General features: G+C 65.1%; 14 protein-coding genes. 4 read left to right on the top strand and 10 right to left on the bottom strand.

The window, feature by feature from the left end; genetic code table 11:
• Positions 1-28: 28 nt before the first annotated feature.
• Complete coding sequence (gene hemN / locus ACRDNQ_RS02140; RefSeq protein ID WP_431827836.1) at positions 29-1,384, bottom strand: oxygen-independent coproporphyrinogen III oxidase; 1,356 nt, start codon at positions 1,382-1,384, stop codon at positions 29-31.
• 369 nt (positions 1,385-1,753) lie between these two features.
• Positions 1,754-1,942: a hypothetical protein gene (locus tag ACRDNQ_RS02145; RefSeq protein ID WP_431826977.1), complete on the bottom strand. Its 189-nt coding sequence runs from the start codon at positions 1,940-1,942 to the stop codon at positions 1,754-1,756.
• Positions 1,943-2,393: 451 nt separating this feature from the next.
• Between ACRDNQ_RS02145 and ACRDNQ_RS02150 the strand changes: the two genes are divergently transcribed.
• The 3 genes from ACRDNQ_RS02150 to ACRDNQ_RS02160 all read left to right on the top strand — a co-directional run bounded on the left by ACRDNQ_RS02150 (position 2,394) and on the right by ACRDNQ_RS02160 (position 6,349).
• Positions 2,394-4,307 carry a hypothetical protein gene (locus ACRDNQ_RS02150; protein WP_431826978.1) on the top strand — a complete coding sequence of 638 codons (1,914 nt, stop codon included), beginning with the start codon at positions 2,394-2,396 and terminating at the stop codon, positions 4,305-4,307.
• Entirely contained in the window at positions 4,307-5,791 is a 1,485-nt protein-coding gene (locus tag ACRDNQ_RS02155) for a hypothetical protein (protein ID WP_431826979.1), read from the top strand. The genes ACRDNQ_RS02150 and ACRDNQ_RS02155 overlap by 1 nt, the downstream gene beginning before the upstream one ends.
• Positions 5,792-5,941: 150 nt before the next feature.
• The gene (locus ACRDNQ_RS02160) at positions 5,942-6,349 is read left to right on the top strand and encodes a hypothetical protein (protein WP_431826980.1); all 408 of its coding nucleotides are present in this window, start codon (positions 5,942-5,944) and stop codon (positions 6,347-6,349) included.
• A gap of 497 nt (positions 6,350-6,846) precedes the next feature.
• Here the strand turns inward: ACRDNQ_RS02160 and ACRDNQ_RS02165 are convergent, their stop codons facing one another.
• The 8 genes from ACRDNQ_RS02165 to ACRDNQ_RS02200 all read right to left on the bottom strand — a co-directional run bounded on the left by ACRDNQ_RS02165 (position 6,847) and on the right by ACRDNQ_RS02200 (position 18,997).
• Positions 6,847-12,009: a hypothetical protein gene (locus ACRDNQ_RS02165; protein WP_431826981.1), complete on the bottom strand. Its 5,163-nt coding sequence runs from the start codon at positions 12,007-12,009 to the stop codon at positions 6,847-6,849.
• Positions 12,010-12,192: 183 nt separating this feature from the next.
• Positions 12,193-13,080: a tyrosine-type recombinase/integrase gene (locus ACRDNQ_RS02170; RefSeq protein WP_431826982.1), complete on the bottom strand. Its 888-nt coding sequence runs from the start codon at positions 13,078-13,080 to the stop codon at positions 12,193-12,195.
• Between the two features lie 496 nt (positions 13,081-13,576).
• Complete coding sequence (locus ACRDNQ_RS02175; RefSeq protein ID WP_431826983.1) at positions 13,577-13,966, bottom strand: RidA family protein; 390 nt, start codon at positions 13,964-13,966, stop codon at positions 13,577-13,579.
• Between the two features lie 18 nt (positions 13,967-13,984).
• Positions 13,985-14,884, bottom strand: a complete 900-nt coding sequence (locus ACRDNQ_RS02180) for a hypothetical protein (RefSeq protein ID WP_431826984.1) — start codon at positions 14,882-14,884, stop codon at positions 13,985-13,987.
• A gap of 2 nt (positions 14,885-14,886) precedes the next feature.
• Positions 14,887-15,702, bottom strand: a complete 816-nt coding sequence (gene proC / locus ACRDNQ_RS02185; RefSeq protein ID WP_431826985.1) for a pyrroline-5-carboxylate reductase — start codon at positions 15,700-15,702, stop codon at positions 14,887-14,889.
• The gene (locus ACRDNQ_RS02190) at positions 15,699-16,982 is read right to left on the bottom strand and encodes an acetoin dehydrogenase dihydrolipoyllysine-residue acetyltransferase subunit (RefSeq protein ID WP_431826986.1); all 1,284 of its coding nucleotides are present in this window, start codon (positions 16,980-16,982) and stop codon (positions 15,699-15,701) included. Before ACRDNQ_RS02190 ends, proC begins: the two co-directional genes overlap by 4 nt.
• Before the next feature lie 11 nt (positions 16,983-16,993).
• Entirely contained in the window at positions 16,994-17,971 is a 978-nt protein-coding gene (locus tag ACRDNQ_RS02195) for an alpha-ketoacid dehydrogenase subunit beta (protein WP_431826987.1), read from the bottom strand.
• 3 nt (positions 17,972-17,974) lie between these two features.
• Complete coding sequence (locus ACRDNQ_RS02200) at positions 17,975-18,997, bottom strand: thiamine pyrophosphate-dependent dehydrogenase E1 component subunit alpha (RefSeq protein WP_431826988.1); 1,023 nt, start codon at positions 18,995-18,997, stop codon at positions 17,975-17,977.
• A 195-nt stretch (positions 18,998-19,192) separates the two neighbouring features.
• Here ACRDNQ_RS02200 and ACRDNQ_RS02205 point away from each other — a divergent pair, with 195 nt between their 5' ends.
• Entirely contained in the window at positions 19,193-20,227 is a 1,035-nt protein-coding gene (locus tag ACRDNQ_RS02205; RefSeq protein WP_431826989.1) for a transporter substrate-binding domain-containing protein, read from the top strand.
• Positions 20,228-20,349: the final 122 nt, after the last annotated feature.

Genomic DNA, 20,349 nt, shown 5'->3' on the forward strand with positions numbered 1-20,349 from the left:
CCCCCGTCGACGATGCCGCCGAAGGCGCTCAGGACGCCTTCGAGTACCTGTGCCCGGACACGCCGTACCCGTCGTAGCGCGCGGCCATCATCCTGATCACTGCCCGCCCCTCCGGGTGCACGAAAATCCCGTCCGGGGAGAGGTCGACGACATCGCCGAAGGTGGCCTTCACCGCTGCATGGACGGGACGCAGTCGCGCCGCATCGGGCCCGAACTCGCTTTCGAGAGCCCTCTGGTCGATGCGGAAGTCGCACATGAGCTGCTCGATGGCACGGCCCCTCAGGCGGTCGTCCGCGGTGAAGACGTGCCCGCGCGTGCCGGCCAGACTGCCCGAGCCGATCCTTTGGAGGTAGGCCGCTGTTGCAGCGGCGTTCTGCACGTAACCCTTCGGCAAGCGCGAGATCGAGGAGGCGCCGAGCCCGATCAGGGTCGGGCAGGCGTCGGCGGTGTAGCCCTGGAAGTTCCGCCTGAGCCGCCCGGCCACGGCGGCCTCGGCCATGCTGTCTGCGGGCCGGGCGAAGTGGTCGATCCCGATGGGGATGTAGCCGGCGGCGGTGAACATCTCCTGCGCCATCTGCGCAAGGAGGAAGCGCTCCTCGTCGCCGGGCAGCGCGCTCTCGTCGATCAGGCGCTGGCGCTTCGACATGTGGGGCACGTGCGCGTAACCGAAAAGCGCGATGCGGTCGGGCGAAAGGGTCAGCACCTGCTCGACCGTGCGGGCGAGCCGCTCAAGCGTCTGGTGCGGCAGGCCGTAGACGAGATCGGTGTTGAGCGAAGTGACGCCCGCCGCCCGGAGAGCCGCGATGCAGTCGCGCGTCGTCTCGAAGCTCTGGATGCGCCCGATGGCCTCCTGCACCTCGGGCGCAAAGTCCTGGATCCCGATGCTTGCGCGGGTCATGCCCGCCGCCTGAAGGGCCACGACCTTGGTCGTGTCGATCATCGTGGGATCCGTCTCGACCGAAAACTCGAACGGCTCCGCCGCCGGGAAGACGCTCCGGATCGCCGCCGCCACGCGGGCGATCAGGTGCGGCGGCAGGATTGTCGGCGTGCCCCCGCCCCAATGGAGATGGCCCATGCGGACACCCTCGGGTAGCATTTGCGCCATGAGGGCAAGCTCGGCCTCCATCGTCTCCACGTAGCTCTCGACCGGCGAGAGCGTCTTCGTCCCTTGCGTCTGGCAGGCGCAGAACCAGCAGAGCCGCTCGCAGAACGGGACATGGAGGTAGACCGAGACCGGCTCCTCCGGGTCGAGGGCGCGCAAGCAGTCTTCCTGGAAGGGCGCGCCGATGTCCCGGCTGAAGATCGGGGCGGTCGGGTAGCTCGTGTAGCGGGGCACGCGGCTGTCGAAGAGGCCGAGGGTGCGGAGGCGATCGATCTGTTCCATGTGGCAGGAATATCCCGCGGTCACGCTTCGTGCTTTGAGCTGGCTCAACTTCTCCGCCGAGGCGAGGAGACGCCGATCAAGCCGTCCGCGGAAGACGTAGATCGCGACATAGAGCGCGGTAGCGCCCACGGGCGCGGATTTCCAGAATTCGGACCTTCGCTCGCTGTGCAGCAAAGGTACGCTCACCGCCCAACGGCGACAATGCTGCGTTGCGGAAGCCGGCTCGGTTGTGGCGGCCCGGGATCCATCATGATCCACGAGGGGCTTTGCCAAGCCCTGGCTTGAGGGCCCCAAGACTTCAGTTTTGGTCGCACCCTGACTGGAACCATCTCCGCGTCGGAGGTGAGTTCCATGCAACCAATCAGCACATCAGTTCGGCAGAGCGAGGCGGGATGGTTTACCCGTCGTGAACTGCAAGAGTACCTCGGGGTCGGGAAGAACGCCGTTCCTGGGATCGCAGATCGCTTCAAGCTGACATGTATCGACGGCTCCTATGACGAGCGAGACGTCTGGCGACGGCTCCTCGGTCTTGAGCCAGTCGGTGATCCGGGCGTCCATCTCCTGCGGATGGGCCTAAGGGACATTCACTGGGTTGCCGGCTTGCTCGGCAAGGCCACATCGACAGTCCGGAACGAGATCTCGTCCGGGTTCTTCCCATACGGACATGGGGTGCAACTCGGCTCTCAAATTGTCGGCCGAGAGCCACGCATGCGTCGCTGGTGCGCGCCCGTCCTCGACGCCGAGCGGCGTGGTGTCTCGCTCACCTGCATTCGCGAAGCTCCGTCCGTCGCATGGAAATCTGACGACTTAGGGTTGCCTCCGCTCGGCGATGACCGCGGAGAATTTGCGGCCGCCGTCATCCCCGCAGCGCCGCCCAAGCTCGGTCCAGCCGTAACGGATTCTCGCCGGTTTAGGGCGTGGGTAAACCCGCGAGATTCCGTTACGGCGTCCCGATAACGCTGACAAACATCCAAAAAATCATTCGATATCAACAAGGAATATGATGGCCATGACTTCGCCTGATCACACGCTCGCCGCCTGCCTCTCCTGGGGCGAGACGCATGAAAACAGCCACCGCCGCACCGAGGCGCACCATCTCAAGAGCCTTTGCGAGTGGCGTGGGTTCACGATGGCGAAACTCGCAGAAATGGCTGCGAGCGTGCCACTTTATCTTGAGGAGATTGCTCCCAGGTTCGACGCAAGCAATGAGAGGCTCGTTCGCGACCTCGAAGGGAAGTACTCGTTCGACACCTACCAACAGTATCAGCGAGCGGGTCGTCGTCTGATCGACCACTTTACCGGTGAGTACGAGGCCGCAGCGAGGCGGAAGACCAGCAACGACGGGTGGTCCCTGCTGATCGCGCTTCTATGGAACCTGGTCGGCGCCGGTCTTGTGAGAATGGGGAGCATTGCCGCCGTCGAGCAGCTGGCAGACATTTGCCGCCGGATCAATCTTGAACCGAGAGATCTGGGGCAGGACCGCATCCCGGATCTGCGAGCGGCGATCCGGCACACGACCGAGTGGGAGAAGGCCTTGAAGGCTCTGCGGTTCCTCGACCGTAGCCGCATTCATCTGTGCCTCCTCGACCTCCTCCCGGACGCGCCATTCGGCCGGATCGACGACTCGTGGCGTCGGATCTTTGTCCTCCCTCCGGCAATCTCCGAAATGATCGAAGCGTGGGCGTCACGGGCTTCACGGGAAAAGGTCGCCGACGCGCGTTTTGAGAAGTACGCAGGGCCGCTGTCGCCGAAGACCTACTCCCACCGGCTTACGGTCCTGCGGAACTACGTCTCCACGGCGTCGGAGGCAGGGGCCGTCTCATTGGCGGAGGTCTGCGATCTCGCCGAACTCTTCGAGCCGGGAGTGATCGATGCCACCATCGGGCATTGGGTGGAAACCTCCTCGGCACCTGGCGGCCTGTCGTTCCGGTCGATGTCCGACTATTGCGCCGCGCTTCTTGTCATCCTGTCTCGCAATGGCCTGGCGGACAAGGCGTCCTACCTGGACGGCCTGCGCCGCGCCCAAAGGCAAATCGAGGCTGGCAGGCGGGAAAGCAGCATCATGGCTGCCAAGAACCAAACCTGGTGCCAAACGCTCCTCGCGAGCGATGAGAAGGTCGAAGTGTTCGAGACGCAGCACGTCCTTTACTGGAAGACTGCGAAGGAGGCCCTGGCGGCGGCAGACGCGGCGGGCCTCAATCTCAGAGACCTCGTAGCGCCAAAGTCGCTCGTCAGGCTCCCGAAGAAGAAGCGGGTCCTCGCCAGCAAGCTCCTTGTGGAGGCTCGCAAGTTCGGCGTCTGTGCGGCCTTCGCCGCGATCGAACTCGAGGCGGCACCCTTCCGCAAGACGAACACCCTCGACCTCGCATGGAAAGGACCCACGCCGACGTTCTTCGATCATTCGAGCAGTGCCGACCCCCATTTCACCATCATCATTCCGAACGAGCTTCTGAAGAATGGCAAGTCGCTGACGAAGCGCGGCGAGCAGCTGCCGCCGATCGAGATCCGGGACAAGGTTCCAAGCGATCACGGGTTCAAGATCCTGCAGTGGTACATCGACAAGATCCGTCCGCTCTTTCCGGGCGCGCGGCATTCGAGCCGCCTTTTTCCCTCTTGCCTTGCGGGGGCCGGCAGGCTGTCCGACACAGCACTGGACCTGTGGCTCTTCCAGTGCTCGACGGCGATCGGCCTGACGCTCACGCCTCACAACTTCCGTCACGGCTATGTCTCGATTCAGTATCAAGCCGACAGGAGCTGCCTCGGTGATCTTGCGATCATCATGGCCATCGAAGAAAGCACATTGCGCCGGCACTACCGGTTCATTGATCGGGCACGGACTGCCCGCGAGATCCAGGACAAATTTCGGCACCGCCGAGAGGCGATGCGGAAGAGGTGGCGCCCGATTGCGCTGCGGGTGGCATGATGTCGGAGAAGCGTGCCATCCTTCGCAAGCCGCACTGGTCGACACTGGCCGGACGGCCCGGGGTGAGCAGTCTGCCGGTCGCGGTTCTCAAGGCCGCGGACAGTTTCCTCGACTACCGGGCGACACACCGGATTGCGGCGCCGACGCCACATCACTTCGCGGCATGGGCCGAAGGGCAGCAGCCTCCGCGGGACGCACTCATCAGACTTGGCAAAGCCATGGCCCTCATTGCACCGGTGCTTGTGCCGCAGATCAGGGAGGCCGAGGACCTGCTTATGGCGCGGCTTTCGCCGCCAACTCCGGCACCTGTGACTCCCGAGGCGGACCCGGAGCGACGGGCAGCCCGCAGAAAGCCGGCATCGCAACCAGCACGCCTCTGGGACCCGATCGCGCCGCCGTCGCGGCGGCCGCCAGTCCCACGGCGGGTCTCTGTGGAGCCCTGGGAGCTCCTCCCTGAGTGGCAAGCCGCCCTCCGAAGGATGGCGCGCGGATTTCCCCAGAACGGCGCACCGGCTCCGGCCGAAAGCATCGTGAAACGGATGCGAGAGAAGCTGTGCCAGATGTCCTGGTCGGCGCACAGGGCCGGATTGCCCATCTCGCTGTCCGAGTCAGTGCTCATGAGATACGAGACAGATCTGCGCGCGCGTTGCGCCGAAAAGGACCACGGCATCAGGTGGGCGACCGTTCGCGCGAGCATCGAGGAAATCGGTCGCTTCGCACGGTACACCGGTGCTTGCGAAGAATTCGTCGCCCTTTGTCGCTTCCGGCTCCAACGTCTGACCGCTTTCGAAGATGGCCAAAGAGCGCTCAAGTTTTACGAACTTGAGAGAACCGGACATACGACGCTCGGTCTTCTCGACCTCGCGGATGAGATCTTGTCGGAGGCACCAGGGGAAAAGGACGCGAAACGGCGCCACCTCCTGCGGAACAGGGCAGCCATCCTCGGCATCTACACGGTCGCACCCCTTAGGAATGCCTCGGCGGATCTCGTCCTCGGCAAGACCCTCTTCTGGGAAGGGAACGAATGGGTGATCGACACCGAGATTCAGAAGACGCATGCCCGGAACCCCGAGAAGTTCGTCTATCCGCTCGAACCGCAGCACGGCAAGTTCATCGACGCGGTCCTGCTCGGGGACCAGGATCCGTCCAGGCTGCCGGCGCTCAGGGCTGCTGCTCAGACGGCAAAGCGGCCTCTGTTCGTTCACTTCGGGGGTGAACGCGTCGGCACCACGTACATTGCCCGGCTCTTCAAGGAAATCACCGACAACAGTTTCACGACCCTCCGGACGATGCTCCACACCGATCTCGGGGTGGCCTACGGCGTTGCAGGCACGGAGATGGCGATGGTCGCCGCGCATCAGACGAGCCAGAAGGTCGCGAACAAATACAAGGCGGAGATCGTCGCCCGGACGGCCGCGGGACGGGCGCAGGAGCGCGTCCGTCGCCGGCGCCAACGCTACTTCACCGATGAATCCGTCGGCTGACCTCGTGATCGGCCGTTTAGCCGTCCTCCCTTGTCCTCGCGCCTCTTGAGCGAAGGCGCGAGGACAAGGGAGGACGGCATCCCGGACAGAAGAAGGCTGCAGCTTGAAGGGGCAGGGACGGTCCTTGCCCCAGATGCGAGAGGTAATCGCATGTCTACCAAACCTCTCGATCCGCGCATTGCGGATCGTCTGCGGAGCCAGGCCCGTGGGCCTGGCTCACCTTCGGCGAAGGCCGCCATCGAGGCGTGGGTTTCCCGCGCCGAGGCGGGAATGGAGGGTGTCGGCTCGCCCTCCGACCTCGCCGATCTCGTTCGCGCCCTGGCGCGGCTCATGTACTCCCGAAGCCTCTACGGCTTCATGGAGACAGAGGGCGGCTCGGACATCGACGTCCGTCTGCAGCGTGCCGATGTGACGGCGGGTCTGTCCATCGAGGCGGACCTCGTCGAGGTCTATGCGCTCGACGAGGCCGGTAAGGCAGTCGTCATCGCCGCTCGGACCGAGGTGGCGCGGACGACGCTCGGAGCGCTCGAGAGGGCGTTCTCGGACGTCTTCAAGTGAAGTGAAGGAGGTGCCCGCTGACAGGCGGGCACCGACATTCGGCTGCTCTCCGAAGCCAGAGGTCACAGGTTCGAATTCGGTCGGGCACGCCCAAGAGAAATCGGGCTACATTGGAGACGGAGGATCACGCAGAGGGCAGTCTTGCGAAAATCGCACGCAAAGCGGACAGAGGACCGGTCTGGCGGAGGTTCAAAATGCGTACCTTCCGGCCATTCACCGCACCGCGTCACCCGCCATCTCGCGGGCGCGGCATCTGGTAGATTAGGCAGATTCCGGTCGCTCGCTGCGGAGTCGACGGACGGCCGCTTTGGGGCCGAGAGGATACTGGCAGCTTTCTTTGCCCAATCGACCGAAGCGGACTTGGTCACCCAACTCTCACTCGGTGTCAGCACGCTGCTTAGTGCCCCAGCCGATTCTGGAAGAGAGGGACAGGCTCCCTGGGGCGAGCCCGACGGTCTTGCCCTACACCTACCGCGGGAAGCGCCCCGCCCCAAGCCTCAGTCCAGCTTGCCACGGACGGGCGCGACCGCCGGGGCTTCTGCCGCCGCTGTGACCCGCCGCTCCAGATCATGCGCCTCGGCGACACCGACCGCAACCAATCGTCCCAGCGCCCAATCGATCCGAGCGCGCGCAGGATGCGCTGGCGCGAGCAATCCAGGGTCTTCGACAACGCACGCCTCAAACCATTGCACGACCTGGCGGCCCACGCCCGCCGTGATCCACAGCTCCGGTGAAGTCGTGCGGCCGAACCACGCCTCGACCGCGTCCAGCAGGAAACCGACATGGCGCGGGCGCGGCGCGACAAGCAGCAGGTTCATCGTGCAGCGCGCGACGAACACCGTTTGACCCCCGGGCAACATCGGGCGGAGCACCGGCAGGAACGGATCAATTCGGTCGAACACAGCCGGCGGGAGATAGCTGTGCGTCCCGTTGATCGGCCCATAAGTGTTGAACAGCATTTTCGCGATGACCCCACCGCTATCCAGGTCGATTCGAGCCTCGGCCGGGTCGCGCGCACTCTGCCACCGGTTGAGCGTCATCAAGCGCGCGACAAGCTTTTCGCGCAGCGCCACCGGCCGCGCCGGCGCACGACTGGCGTGGTTGAAATAGATTACGTCAGCGGCATGCTGCACCGTCTGCGCGACCTCGGCGAACGGCGCGTCCGGCAGATCGGTCACGAACGGCAGATCGGCCGCGAACGCCGCATCGTCTCCGTCGAGCAGCCGCTCGGCATAGAAGGCGTAATAATGCAAATTCCAGTCGCTCGGTTCGCAGCTGATCTCGGCATCGGCCGCATAGCCCAGCCCGTTCATTCGCCCAGTCCAGTCAGCATAGGCCGAGACGATCTCCTGCCGCCAGCCGATCGCTCCCTCAGGCGCCGACTGGATTATCGCCAACCATTGGGCCGCCGCCCGATGATCAGCGTGAAGGATCGCCGCCGAAGGGTCGATCGCCGTCTCCAGCGCTTCATCGGCATCGAACTCTTCAGGCGTGACTGATCCCGGCACCCGCATCCGGCTGGCTCGGCGCAGATTCGGTCGTTCCTCGGGCCAAGTGGGCCAGTTCGGTTCCGCGCCGCCATCAAGCCAGGCCAGTTCGGCCGTCACCGCCCCGTCGGTCCGGGCCGCACGCTCCCCTTCGAACGCCGCCTGTAGCGCCTCGTCTTCCAGTTCGTGGCTCTTCCAGCGCCACGTCATGCCGGCAAAGGCCGCCCGCATCATCGCCTTGAACAGCCGCGGCTCGATCTCGAGGATGCGTGGGACAGCCGCCGCTACCGCTGGGGCTGCCGCCCGATCCCGGCGTGTCGCAAGCGCGACCAGCGAATCGCGATCGGCGGTCTTCCCCAGCCGCGCCCAGAGATGAATCAGCGCGAGGATCGCCATCGCCGGGCGGTTGTAGCGCAGCGTATCGCGCGAACCGCCGCCGCGATCGAATTTCTCCTCGAGCGCGATCCCGATCACTTCCCGCACCCACGCTTCGTGTTCTGCCAGCAGCGCGTCGTCGCCGTCGCGCGCGACGAGCAGCGCCGTCGTGACCAGCCGCGTGGCGCGTGACTGGAGCGCGTCGGTATCGCTGCCATCGGGCAGGCCGCCCTCGGCATAGGCTACCGCGTCGCGCGCGGTGTCGGCCGTCGCATACTCGCCGCCGTCGACCGCCATGGAAATGCGCGCTTCCATTTCGCTCGCCTGGAACGACACATCGCGCTTGGCTTCAAGCGCCGCGAAATGCGCGGCCTCGTCCGGCGGCGACCGGTATTCGAGATTGCCGTCCTCCCGCTCGATCCAGTTCGCGAGGGTGAGGACGTTGAGTGCATAGCGGCCGGCGAACTCAGCGTCGCTCAACGTCGCGTGCGCGGCGTAAGGTTCGAGCGTCTCGACCGCCGCCGCGAGCGCTGTCCGCAATGCATTGCCGACCGGCTCGTCGGCCAGAAAATTCGGCAGGGTGTCGATCAGCGAATAGCCGCGCGAGGGTCGTGCCTTCAGATCGGCCATACGCACCGGACCCTTCGGCTCGTCCCTCAGTCCCAGCGTATCCCGCCCCGACCCCATCTGGTCATGAATCTGCCGGGTGCGATCTTCGGCAAGGAGCTGCGGGCTCGCGAGAAACGGCGCGAGCGCTACACGCGCGACACTGTCGTGCGACAACAGCACGTCGATCGCGATGAGGAGATAGGCAGCCGCGCTGCCCTCTGGGCCCAATATGTCGGCGAGCACCGCCTCGACCGGATCGCCATCATCGAGCCGCTTCTGGCTCCACGCCTCGAGCGCGAGCAGCCCGGAAGCGGCGGCATATTCGTCACCGTTGCCCCGCGACCAGCCATAGGTCCAGCCCCAGGGGAAGAAGCGCGGCCCCTCGCCAAAGTCGACCGTGATGCCGTCTTCGCCAGGCTCGCGCCCGTCGGTGCGAAAGGCGATTGCCTCCTCGACCAGCCCCCGGATCAGCGCCAGTCCCTCGGCCGGCGCCGCGTTCAGCAGGTCGAGAAACGGAGGCTGCGCGGGCGATGGCGGCAAATAATCGCTATCAGCAAAGCTGAACGCGCGCTCCATTACCCGCTCCCGCCGGCGCCGCCCTTGCTTTTTCTCGATCAGGCTCGCCTGGACCATCGCCGCCAGTTCGACCGGCCCGACGGGAGCGATCACGCTCGAGAACTGGCGCAGGTCCTTCATCTTGTGATGGTCGCCGTCGCCCGTGATCGCGGTGAGATAGGCCTTGAGCGCATCGGGCGCATACGACCCGAGCAGCATCCCCATCAGCCGGAGCTTGTCGATCGTCTGCCGCCGCGCGTCGCTCGCCCAGCGCGAGCGACCCTCCATCCCGGGAATCGTGACCGGCGTGTCGCGCAGATCGAGCTGGCACAGCCAGTCGAACAGCAGCCGGGCCGTTCGCTTGGCGAGCGAAGGGATCATCTTGAGGATGAAGATCTGAATCTCGACCAGTTCGACCACCGCGCTGATCGCCGACATTGGCACCTCGGCGGCATGGTCATGTACCCAGCGCAGCACCACGGCCGACGATCCCGTCACGTCTGTCCGGTACGAGCGCGGCAGGTCAGCCTTTGATCCAGCAGGCAACGTCATTATATCCGCTGTCGCCTGCGTCTCGACCGCGACGATCGTCGTCGACAGTTCGGTCAAGAGTGCGCCGCCCTCGGCGAGGAGCGAGGCGCTCGACTTTTCGAGCAGATCGATCGCGATTTCGGACCTGACCAGCGCGAGTATCGCTTGTCGACGCCACGAACCGTGCGCGCTCGCAGGCGACAGGTGCGTGAGCAGGTCGAGCCAGGCGCTCGCATCCTTGCCCGTCTCGAGCACGATCCGCGCGGCGATCTCGATACCGCGGGCGACACGCGGCGACACGGGGCCGTCCAGATCGAACCCTGCCAGGCGGGACGGGTCTTCGACCAGGTAATTCCCGATTGCCCAGTCGCGCAGCACGTCGTGATTGAAATCGAGCCGGTCGGGCCGGACCTCGCGGAGCGACTGGGCACCGAGCAGATGGTCTCGCGCGGGCGAATCCTCGTCGAGATCAATTCCGGCCTCGCCCTTGAGCGCGGCGGTCGCCAGCGCCTTGAGGATTCGCTGCGCTGCCCGGACTTCGGCCGTCGGTGCGCCATCGGCGCTGATCCACCAAAGCTGCGCGAGCCCGGCCTCAGTCCGCACCGATGCGGCGCTCGGTTCGCGCAGCAGTCGCGACAAACGGTAGAGGTTGCGCGCGAGTTGCGCTGCGGGATGGCCGGCATCGAGCAGCATCCGCAACTCGGGCGCCTGATCGGTCAGGATCGCAACTTCCTCGTCCGACAGCGCCCCGACCTCGACCGCGTGCATTCCGCCCAGCGCGGTCGAGATCCGGTCGTCGAGCCATGGAATGGCGTCGCTGGCGCCGTTCCGCCGCGCGGTCGCGATCACCGTGAAGCCGGGAATGGCACAGGCAGCCCGCAGCAGCTCGCTGATCGTGCGCTGACGCCCCGCATCGTCAACCATGTCGATGCCGTCGATGAAGAGGTACGCGCCGCCGCTCGCCGCCAGATCGGTCAGGAAGGCGTCCGCCGATCCGGGAATGCCGAGCGCGTTCGCCAAGTACAGCCAGCCGCCCGGCGGCGTCGCCTCACGGTCGAGGACGATGATCGGAGCGCGCGCGGCGACTCGCTCGGCATAGTGGCGCAGCACCCAGGATTTGCCGACGCCGGTGTCGCCGCGCACGACAATGAAGCGCTGCGTCTCTGCCGCATCGTCGAGCGCTGCGACCGCTGCCAGCCGCGGCAGCGTCACGCCCGCGACGCTCGTCCCAATAGGCGAGAGCGTGTTCTGCGCGAGCTCGGCGAGCCGCGCGCGGGCCGGGCCGTATTCGCGTTCGCCAGCAAGCTTGAAATCAGCCTCGGCGAGGTTCGCCTTGAGTGCAGCCGTATCGATCTCGCCGCCCTGCGTGCCGGTCTGTATCGAGAGATCGACGAGGCGGCTCCACAGTGCCTCGGCGCGCGCGACCTGCTCGTCCGCCAGCGCCATCCGCGCGAGCGCCAGACCATAGGTGCGAGCGATCGGCGCGCTCGCCTCGAAATCGAACTCGAGGATCAGTATGCGGCGCAGCAGCCGCCAGATCGTCTCATCTTCATCGGCGACGCCGCCTGCTGCAAGATGCTCACGCGTCGTCTCGACGAACTTGCGCATGTCGGGGTTCGCCACGCCTTTGGCCTTCAGACGGGTGAAGAACTCGTCCGCTGTGGCCGCGCTGCGCGCCCAGCCCAGCACGTCCTGATACGCACCCGATATCTTGCGGCTGGTCCGCTGCGTTGCAATCCCGAACAGATGGCGCTCCGCCGGCACGTTCCCGATCCTGCTGCTGGCAATCTGTAGTGCGACATCCTTGTAGACCGGGTCCTTCGGCGAGTACTGGATATCGCGCTTTGACTGGATTTCGAGTAGCGTATCACCGTTGGCCCCGACTCCCGTGATGATGAGGTCGTCGAGCTTGAACCCTTGCTCGACGCCTTGAAAGCGCACGCTTGTGACGCGCGCGGACGGCAGCCCCGGCGCACGGTTTCCGGTCAGAAGCGCGAGCAGATATAGCGCTCCGAGCTCGCCCTCAATGTAGGCGCCTGCCGCGCCGCGCGATGCCGGGCTCGAGCCTCGCTCAGTGTCGGAGCTGTTTTCTGCTTTTGCCATCCGCCTGATGTGCAAACGATCGCCTGCGTGGTCAAGCGAAACGGGCGTTCGCGGGGACGTGATTCAACTGACGCGGACCGATCGATAGCTTGTCTACCTGCTATCTCAATTCTCGTCTGCGGGACCATACGCACGGAAGATGTCAGCGATCTCCAGCCTCGGCCGGGACACCCCGGCGCCCGGTCACTCCAGGTGTCGCCTCGCGGCCCGGTCCTGGAGCTTCGCCAGCATCTCGTAGGGGCTCACCGTGTCCCGGATCGTCTTGGTGGCCACATGGGTGTACCGCGCCGTGGTGGTCAGCTTCGCGTGACCGAGAAGCACCTGGATCACCCGGACGTCGGTGTTGGCCTCGAGCAGGTGGGTGGCGAAGCTGTGCCGGAGCGTGTGCAGGGTGGCGGGCTTGGCGATGCCCGCCATGGTCTTCGCCGCGGAGAAGGCGCGGTTCAGTTGCCGAGGCGAGATCGGGTTGATCCTGGGCTTGCCCGGGAACAGCCAGCCCTTGGGACGCGCCTCACGCCAGTAGTCCCGCAGGAGATCCAGAAGCCCCGGCGACAGCATGACCTTGCGGTCCTTGGCCCCCTTGCCCTGGTCGACGTGGATGAGCATCCGCTGACTGTCGATGTCGGTGACCTTGAGGTTGCAGACCTCGGCAGACCGCAGACGGGCGCCATAGGAGATGCTCAGCGCCGCCCGATACTTCAGCCCCGGTCCCGGCGCCGCGATCAGGATGTCGGAGACCTCCTCGACGCTGAAGACCACGGGCAGCCTCCGCGGCTCGGTCCGGAACTGCATGTGCCGCTTCATCTCCTCGCGCCCACAGGTCATGCCGAAGAAGAACCGCAGCGCCACGATGCGCGCGTTGAAGGTCGACGGCGTGATGCCGGCGTTCGTCATGTGCAGCAGGTAGGCGCGCAGGTCTTCAGGCGTGGCGGTGTCCGGCGAACGCCCGAGGAACGCAGCGAACTCCTTGATCGCCCGGATGTGAGCTCGTTGGGCGCTCTCGCCCATTCCGCGGATGCGCATGTCCTCGATCATCCGCGCACGCAACGGCGTGGTTCTCTTCTCCTTCATGGGAGCCTCCTGTCCGACGGTTGAGAAGACCCCGATCGTCAGCCCAGGCAGGCCTCACACATAGAAGAACGGCAGAGGCGGCACAGACCGCCAGACAAGCGCGCCCATGCCGCGGAGCGGCTTAGTCCAAGGGCCGTTCTTGCTCGAATGCCTCAGCTGCCACATCCGGTAGATTGGGCGGCAAGCGGGCCTTCGCTGCAGCGATCACCGACGTCCGCTCCTATTGGGGATAATGCGTCGCCGGACCTTCCGGGCCTCCGCTACTCCGTATCGACCACCGAAGTTGCAAGGTCGTCCTTCCAATGGCTCGTCGTGGAGATGCGCATCGTATCGATCAGTACGCGAGTCGGGACGCTTGCGCGACGCCCCGCATGCGTCGGACGTGGTAGCCGCGTCGCGCATTCAAAAACGTCGCGAGTACCGGATCTTGGGGACTACGGTTCGCGGACTCCGCCGGATCTCCGGTCGCGATCGGCGCCCTTTCCCACCACCAAAATCAGGTTGCGCATCCGACGACCGCGACGGCCGAAATTTCAACTTTAACGTCTGGAACCGGGAAACCCACAACCAAGGCCGCATTGGTCGGCAGAATGTCTCCGAATATCTCGCCAAGGACGGGACCGATGGTTTGAAAAACCTCGGCAGACGTCACGTAGGTGGTCAGTTGCACGACATCCTTCAGGCTTGCCCCAGCCTGCGTTAGCGCGGGTTCGATGTTTCTGATCGCCTGCCGCAACTGCGCTGTCGGGTCCGGATCGCAGGTTCCCGTTTGGTAGTCGATCCCGACGGTGCCGGAAACATAGACGGTCTGCCCCACCTTGACTGCACGGCTGTAGCCGAAGGCTTTCTCGAAGCTCGATCCCGAAGAGATGTTCTCTCTTTCCATTATCCAGTCCCTTTCTTGTCAGAGGAGGTCCCGGCGCCCCAGGGCGCGCTTTGTCAGTTCGTTTGCGGGATACCAGGGGATGTGCGCATCCACCCAATTCGACATCCGGCTGCAGTAAAGAACGACTTCGGCAAGCAGATCCTGCAGCGGGACAATGCCGACCTCAATCACCGTCATCGCGTCGGTCAGAAAGGTCTCGCTGTCGGTCAGACGGCAGTAGTGCCCGATCCGCGCGATACCGAGCTGCAGGCTGTTGACCGCTATGGCACGGCGTTCCCTGTCCCCGTAGCGTTCGGGATCGGACCAGATCTGCCAAAGGCTTTCCTGAACGAAGCGGAAATAGCCGTCGGCGGTAGCCATCGGGCCGAGAGGAATGTTGTGACCGCTGCGCGCCAACATTCGGGCGATCTCTGGCGGCTCGGACTGCCAGACCGCGTGGCGCGCACGTCGGATCCTATCCCATGCCGTGTCGCCGGTGGGCGGAGCGGCCGGGGCAGTTCGGGCCGCCCCCGTGATCCGAAGGTCGGCGGTGAAGACCTTGTTCCCGGCCTCGCGGCGCTGACGCTCGGCATAGTCGCGCAACCAGCCGACATCGCCCACCAGCTTTCCCAGATAGGTCACCGCGGCCGTCTCGGCCTGCAGCTCGTCATAAATGATCTCAAGATACTGGCGATCGGGATAGTAGAGAAACGCGCCGGGCGGCAGACGATGGATGTCGGTCCCCTCTTCCAGTGCGGCGAGAATGGGGCTGGGCCAGTAGATGTGGCAGCCCGCGATCTTGGCGCAGTGGATGGTCGTCGTTGTTGGCAGCCATGCGGCGAGTTGCGCCAGCGTGGCAGAGCCAGGGCGATCGACCAGCGCGATCTCGTAGTCCTGGCCCTCGCAAGAAAAGACGAGTGTCTGCGTGGATCGATCCATCTTCAGCCTTTCTTGCCCAGTTCAATGCTGCGATCGCGTGCCGCACGCGTGGCGTTTGCGATCAATCTGGTCAATGCGGCTCCATCCATCAGCTTCGTCAAGGCAGCCGCTGTGGTGCCGCCCGGGCTCGTGACCCGTTCGCGCAGGCGGCCAGGGTCTTCCTCGGACACTTGTGCCATGCGCCCTGCGCCGGCAACGGTCTGCGAGGCCAGAAGCGCGGCCAGATCTGCCGGAAGGCCCAGACCCACACCGGCATCCGTCAATGCCTCGATGAAGTGAAAGACATAGGCCGGGCCAGAGCCGGAGATGGCGGTGACGGCATCCATCATCCCCTCGTCGGCCAGCCAGGCCACGGTGCCTGAGGTTGCCATCAGGGTTCCGACCAGTGCCCGGCTTCTCGCATCAACCTCGGGGCCGGGGCAAAGCACCATCATGCCGAGCCCGACCGCCGCAGGGGTGTTGGGCATGCAGCGGATCAGAGGCGTTTTCGGCGGAAGGCATCCGGCCATCTGCGTCAGGGTGACCCCGGCGGCGACCGACAGGAAGGCAACGCCCGAGCGGGCCAGCAACCCGCAGTCCGACAGGACCCTCTCAACTTTGTCCGGCTTCACCGCCAGCACGACCAGATCGATGCCTGTGTCCGCCGGAAGCTGCGTGGCGGCAGGGACCGGCCACGCACCGGCCCGGGCGGCGCGATCACGCAGGCCGTCATCCGGTTCTACCACATAGACCTGCAGATCAGGGTCTTGTCGCAACCAGCCGGTCATCATGGCAAAGCCCATGTTGCCCGCGCCGAAGAGAAGAACGGTGTGGCTCATGCGGCAACCTCAGCGATCTGGGCGCGCAGGATGCGCAAGACATCTTCCGGTCGTTCGAAATGCGGCACATGGCCCGTGCGTTCGAACAGGTGAAGCCCGATCCGGCCGGGTGCGCAAAGCACCTGTTGCCAGGGGAGGACCGCATCGGCGCGCCCCCAGATCAGACGGGTCGGGCAGTCCAGCCGGTCAAGCGCGGCGCGCAGGTCGAAGCCTTGCGTGCCATCCGGGAACAGATCATTGGCCATCTGCATCTGTGCTGCTCGCAACGCCTGATCACGGCCGGTCATGGCCGCTGCGACGAAATCGTCGCTGATCGTTCTGGGGTCGGACACCATGACGCGCAACCAGGGGCCCAGGCTTTCTGGACGACTGGCCTTCGCCAGACCTGCGACGAACGCACCATTGATCTCGGCCCCCAACCCGCCCGGCGCGAGGAGTGCGAGCGAGGCAACGCGGCGGGGGCGGATATCGGCAAGGGCCAATGAAACGGCCCCGCCCAGCGAATGCCCTACGAGGTGGAACCTGTCCAAATGCAGGGCATCGACGGCGTCCACGATCTCGCGGGCGAGCGCCGGAAACCCCGGCGTGCGACGGCGGGGCGACCGGCCATGGTTGGGCAGGTCGATGCGGATCACCGGATGGCTTCGCGCCAGATCACGCTCCAGCACATGCCAGGATTGCGCATCGGCGCCGAAGCCGTGGAGCATCAACACCGATGTCCCGGCTTCAACTCCGGATCGATAGATCCTGAGCGACCCCGTCTCGTCCGGGCGCAGGCCTGGCATTGCCGGCTCGGGTAGGGCGGAAGGCGTTGTCGTCTGACCAAGGTCGCGCAGCTTGATGCGCCCCGAGGGGCTGGAGGAGCGGACCGTCCGTAGGTCGATGCCGAGCGTGCGCGCCCGCTGACGGGCGGCGGGGCTCGCGACGATGCGTACTCCCGGAGAGGGTGCGGCGGACAACGGATCGGTCGCGGCTTCCGCCACGCCTTCGGTCGGCGACAGATCGGCAACAATCGCAAGGTCATGTTCCGTATCATCTGCGGTCGCGCCGATCAGCCCCATGATTGCCGACAGCGGCACTTCGGTGCCCGACTCGGCGAAGATGGCCGTCAGAAAGCCGCTGACCGGGGCCTCAACCTCGGTCGCGGCCTTGGCCGTCTCAACCGTTACCAGAAGGTCGCCTTCCCGGACTGGCTCGCCGATGCTGGCCGCCCATTCCAGGACGACCACGGTTTCCATGTATTCGCCCCCGGCTGAGTCGACCTTGATCGGTGTCGCCATGGCTGGACTCCTCAGGCGAGGATTCCGCGGGCGGCAGCGGCGATCTTGCCCGCATTGGGGATCACCGCCGCTTCCAGCGGCTCGGAATAGGGGATTGGCATGTCTGGCATGGCGACCCGCGCAACCGGAGCATCGAGGTCGTCGAAACAATGCTCCATGATGCTGGCCGACAGTTCGGACGCATAGCCGCAGAAGGTCCAGCCCTCGTTGACCACGACGGCATGATGCGTCTTCGCGACCGAGGTCGTGATGGCCGCCAGATCGAGCGGGCGCAGGCTGCGCAGGTCGATCACTTCCGCATCGATCCCGTCCTGTTCCAGCAGTCTCGCGGCAGCCTCGGCCTCGATCACCATCTTGGAGGTCGCGAATATGGATACGTCGCGCCCCGCTCGGACCACGCGCGCCTTTCCGATCGGTACGAGGCTGTCGGTGTCTTCGGGAACCTCTCCGCGGATGTTGTAAAGCAGCTTGTGCTCCAGGAAGATTACGGGCTGCGGATCGCGGATCGCGGCCTTCAGCAGGCCCTTGGCATCGGCGGGTGTGACCGGGGCGACAACCTTGATGCCGGGAATATGGGCCAGGAAGGAATCGAGGCTTTTTGCGTGTTGCGCCCCGGTGCCAACCCCCCCGCCGCCCTGGGTGCGCAGAACGAAGGGCAGTTCGACCTGACCCTCCCACAGATAGCCGAAAACCGAGGCCTGGTTGACAAGCGCATCGAGGCAGAGCGGCACGAAATCGGCGTACATGATCTCGAGTACCGGCCTTGTGCCAGTCATTGCGGCGCTCACAGCCATCGCGGTCAGCGCCTGTTCGGAGATCGGCGTGTCGCGCACCCGGCCCGAACCGAACTCGTCCATAAGGCCCCGCGAGACCTTGAAGACGCCGCCATATCGGCCAATGTCCTCGCCGAACATGAAGACCCCGGGATCGCGCGTCATCTCTTCGCGCAGGGCCGCGTTCAGCGCCTCTGCATACCGCATCATCGCCATTGATCAGACCTCTGCGTAGGCGCCGCTGGGCGTGTGGAATTCAAAGACGGGAAGCGGATCGGACAGGGCTTGCGCAAAGGCGGCCTGAATCTCGGCCTCCGCCTCTTCGGCAATCCGCGCGAGGGCCTTGGCGCCGATCAGTTCCGTCAGGCTGGCGGAGGACACAAGGATGGGGTCGCGCGCGCGCCAGGAGGCGATTTCGTCCTCAGACTGATACCCACCCATGTCCGAGGTGGAAAACCCTTGCATCCGATAGGTCTTGGCCTCGATCAGCGTGGGGCCGTCGCCTCTCCGGGCGCGGGCGGCCGCCTCGGCCACGGCACGATAGACGGCGACCGGATCATTGCCATCCACCTTCAGGCCCGGCATGCCGTAGCCCTCGGCGCGGATGAACAGGTCCTCGATCGGCGACTGCACATCTTGCCGGACAGTCAGGCCATACTGGTTGTTTTCAAGCAGGAAGATCACCGGCAGTTTCCAAAGGCCCGCCATGTTCATGGCCTCATGCGCGATTCCGGTCTGTGCCGCCCCGTCTCCGAAGACGGCCATTGCAACGCGATCTTCGCCGCGAACCTGGATCGACAGGGCCATGCCTGCAGCGGCGGGCAGGCCGGCGCCGACGATGGCATTCCCGCCCAGCATTCCGGTCGCGGCATCTCCCAGCAGCATGTGGCCACCACGGCCCCGACAATAGCCGGTCTCGCGGCCCATGATCTCGGCGATGACGCGGCGCGGGTCCATTCCCTTGCCCAGGTAAACGTGGTGGCCACGGTGCGTGGTGCAGACATAGTCGCGCGTGCCAAGCGCCATGCACGCGGCGACTCCGACCGCTTCTTGCCCATCGCAGCGGTGTAGGGGGCCACGGGTCCGACCTTCCTTCGCCATCTGACCAAGGATCTCTTCCATGCGGCGCGTGAGAATCATCCGCCGGTGGATTTCCGTCAGTTCTTCCGTGGATGGCGTGTTTTGCATCGTTGGACTCCGTAGTTCTTGTTGTAACATACAACGCAGAAACGAGGCCGGCAAGGACCATGACCGCGACCCCGGTGACTCGCAAATCGCCGCGCCGAAAGAAAAAAACCATTAAAACAACGATCTATTCCATCAGGGCTCGGTGCGCGCAAAAAGTTCTGGACAGATCGATCTCGAATTAAGTTATATCAGATATCACGTGGCGCCTCGTGACGTGCCTGCGTGCCCTGAAGCAACGGGAGAGGATCAATGAAACCCGCCAAAGTCGCCGCCCTTGCGGCGTCCATGACCTTCGCCGCTGCGGCGGCCCATGCCGAGTTCGGCTCCACCTTGCGCACGGTTCAGGAGCGCGGCGCGCTATCCTGCACCGGGCATAACGGCACCTATTTGGGCATGGCCGAGATCGACGACCAAGGCAACTGGAAGGGTTTCGACATCGACCTATGCCGGGCCATGGCAGCCGCCGTCTTCGGCACCCACGAGGGCCATCTGAACATCCAGTCCACCAGCTGGGAACAGCGCTGGCCTTCGCTGCAGTCGGGCGAGCTTGATGTGGTCATCAAAGCCTCGGGCTGGACGATGAGCCGCGATACCGATCTCGCGCTGCAGTTCTCGCGCCCGTATATTATGGCCGCGATCAGCTACGCGGCCCATACCGAACTCGGCGCTGGGTCGATCATGGATCTGGACGGTGGAACGCTCTGCGTGCAATCGGGCACCACGACCGAACGCATGGCAACCGACCACGCGGCGGCCATGGGCTACAGCCTTGAAGTAGTGCCCTTCGACAGCACCGCAGCAGCCAAGGCGGCTTTCCTTTCGCGCCGTTGCGATGTCTACGTCGAGTGGGACCTGCAGCTTGCGGTCATGAGGATGACAGAGGCCGAGGACCCGGCCAGCATCACCATTTTGCCGGATGTCCTCGCCGCCGAGCCGGTCGCCATTGTCATGCGTCAGGGTGACGACCAATGGGTCGACCTTGCGAACTGGGTGCTGTCGATTCTGATCCAGGCCGAAGAGGCCGGCGTGACCTCGGCGAATGTGGACGAGATGCGCGCCAACCCGCCCACGCCGGCGGTTGCGACGATGCTGGGCGCCACGCCCGGTGTGGGCACGCGTCTTGGGCTTTCGGACGACTGGGCCTACAACGTGATCCGCGAGGTTGGAAACTACGACGAGATCTGGGAACGCAATCTCGGCTCGGGCTCGCCCTACGGTCTCGCACGTGGCGTCAACGGCCTGATCCGTGACGGCGGAATCATGTATTCCCTGAAGATGGATTGATCCGCATCAGCGGGGCAGGCCGGCGCGCGAATGTCGGCCTGCACAAACACTTCGACTCTGCGCAGGGGCTGCAATGACAAAGCTGTTCGCCAGTCGCAAGGTCCGGAACATCGCGTTGCAGG

The organism is Saliniferula longa (genome assembly GCF_050789285.1).
In the GTDB taxonomy this organism is placed as follows: Bacteria; Pseudomonadota; Alphaproteobacteria; order Rhodobacterales; family Rhodobacteraceae; genus CAVPWP01.

What these genes read in the sequence shown, in the direction of transcription:
- hemN (WP_431827836.1), bottom strand. Translation starts at nt 1,384, where the DNA reads ATGGAACAGATCGATCGCCTCCGCACCCTCGGCCTCTTCGACAGCCGC.
- ACRDNQ_RS02145 (WP_431826977.1), bottom strand. Translation starts at nt 1,942, where the DNA reads ATGGACGCCCGGATCACCGACTGGCTCAAGACCGAGGAGCCGTCGCCA.
- ACRDNQ_RS02150 (WP_431826978.1), top strand. Translation starts at nt 2,394, where the DNA reads ATGACTTCGCCTGATCACACGCTCGCCGCCTGCCTCTCCTGGGGCGAG.
- ACRDNQ_RS02155 (WP_431826979.1), top strand. Translation starts at nt 4,307, where the DNA reads ATGTCGGAGAAGCGTGCCATCCTTCGCAAGCCGCACTGGTCGACACTG.
- ACRDNQ_RS02160 (WP_431826980.1), top strand. Translation starts at nt 5,942, where the DNA reads ATGTCTACCAAACCTCTCGATCCGCGCATTGCGGATCGTCTGCGGAGC.
- ACRDNQ_RS02165 (WP_431826981.1), bottom strand. Translation starts at nt 12,009, where the DNA reads ATGGCAAAAGCAGAAAACAGCTCCGACACTGAGCGAGGCTCGAGCCCG.
- ACRDNQ_RS02170 (WP_431826982.1), bottom strand. Translation starts at nt 13,080, where the DNA reads ATGAAGGAGAAGAGAACCACGCCGTTGCGTGCGCGGATGATCGAGGAC.
- ACRDNQ_RS02175 (WP_431826983.1), bottom strand. Translation starts at nt 13,966, where the DNA reads ATGGAAAGAGAGAACATCTCTTCGGGATCGAGCTTCGAGAAAGCCTTC.
- ACRDNQ_RS02180 (WP_431826984.1), bottom strand. Translation starts at nt 14,884, where the DNA reads ATGGATCGATCCACGCAGACACTCGTCTTTTCTTGCGAGGGCCAGGAC.
- proC (WP_431826985.1), bottom strand. Translation starts at nt 15,702, where the DNA reads ATGAGCCACACCGTTCTTCTCTTCGGCGCGGGCAACATGGGCTTTGCC.
- ACRDNQ_RS02190 (WP_431826986.1), bottom strand. Translation starts at nt 16,982, where the DNA reads ATGGCGACACCGATCAAGGTCGACTCAGCCGGGGGCGAATACATGGAA.
- ACRDNQ_RS02195 (WP_431826987.1), bottom strand. Translation starts at nt 17,971, where the DNA reads ATGGCGATGATGCGGTATGCAGAGGCGCTGAACGCGGCCCTGCGCGAA.
- ACRDNQ_RS02205 (WP_431826989.1), top strand. Translation starts at nt 19,193, where the DNA reads ATGAAACCCGCCAAAGTCGCCGCCCTTGCGGCGTCCATGACCTTCGCC.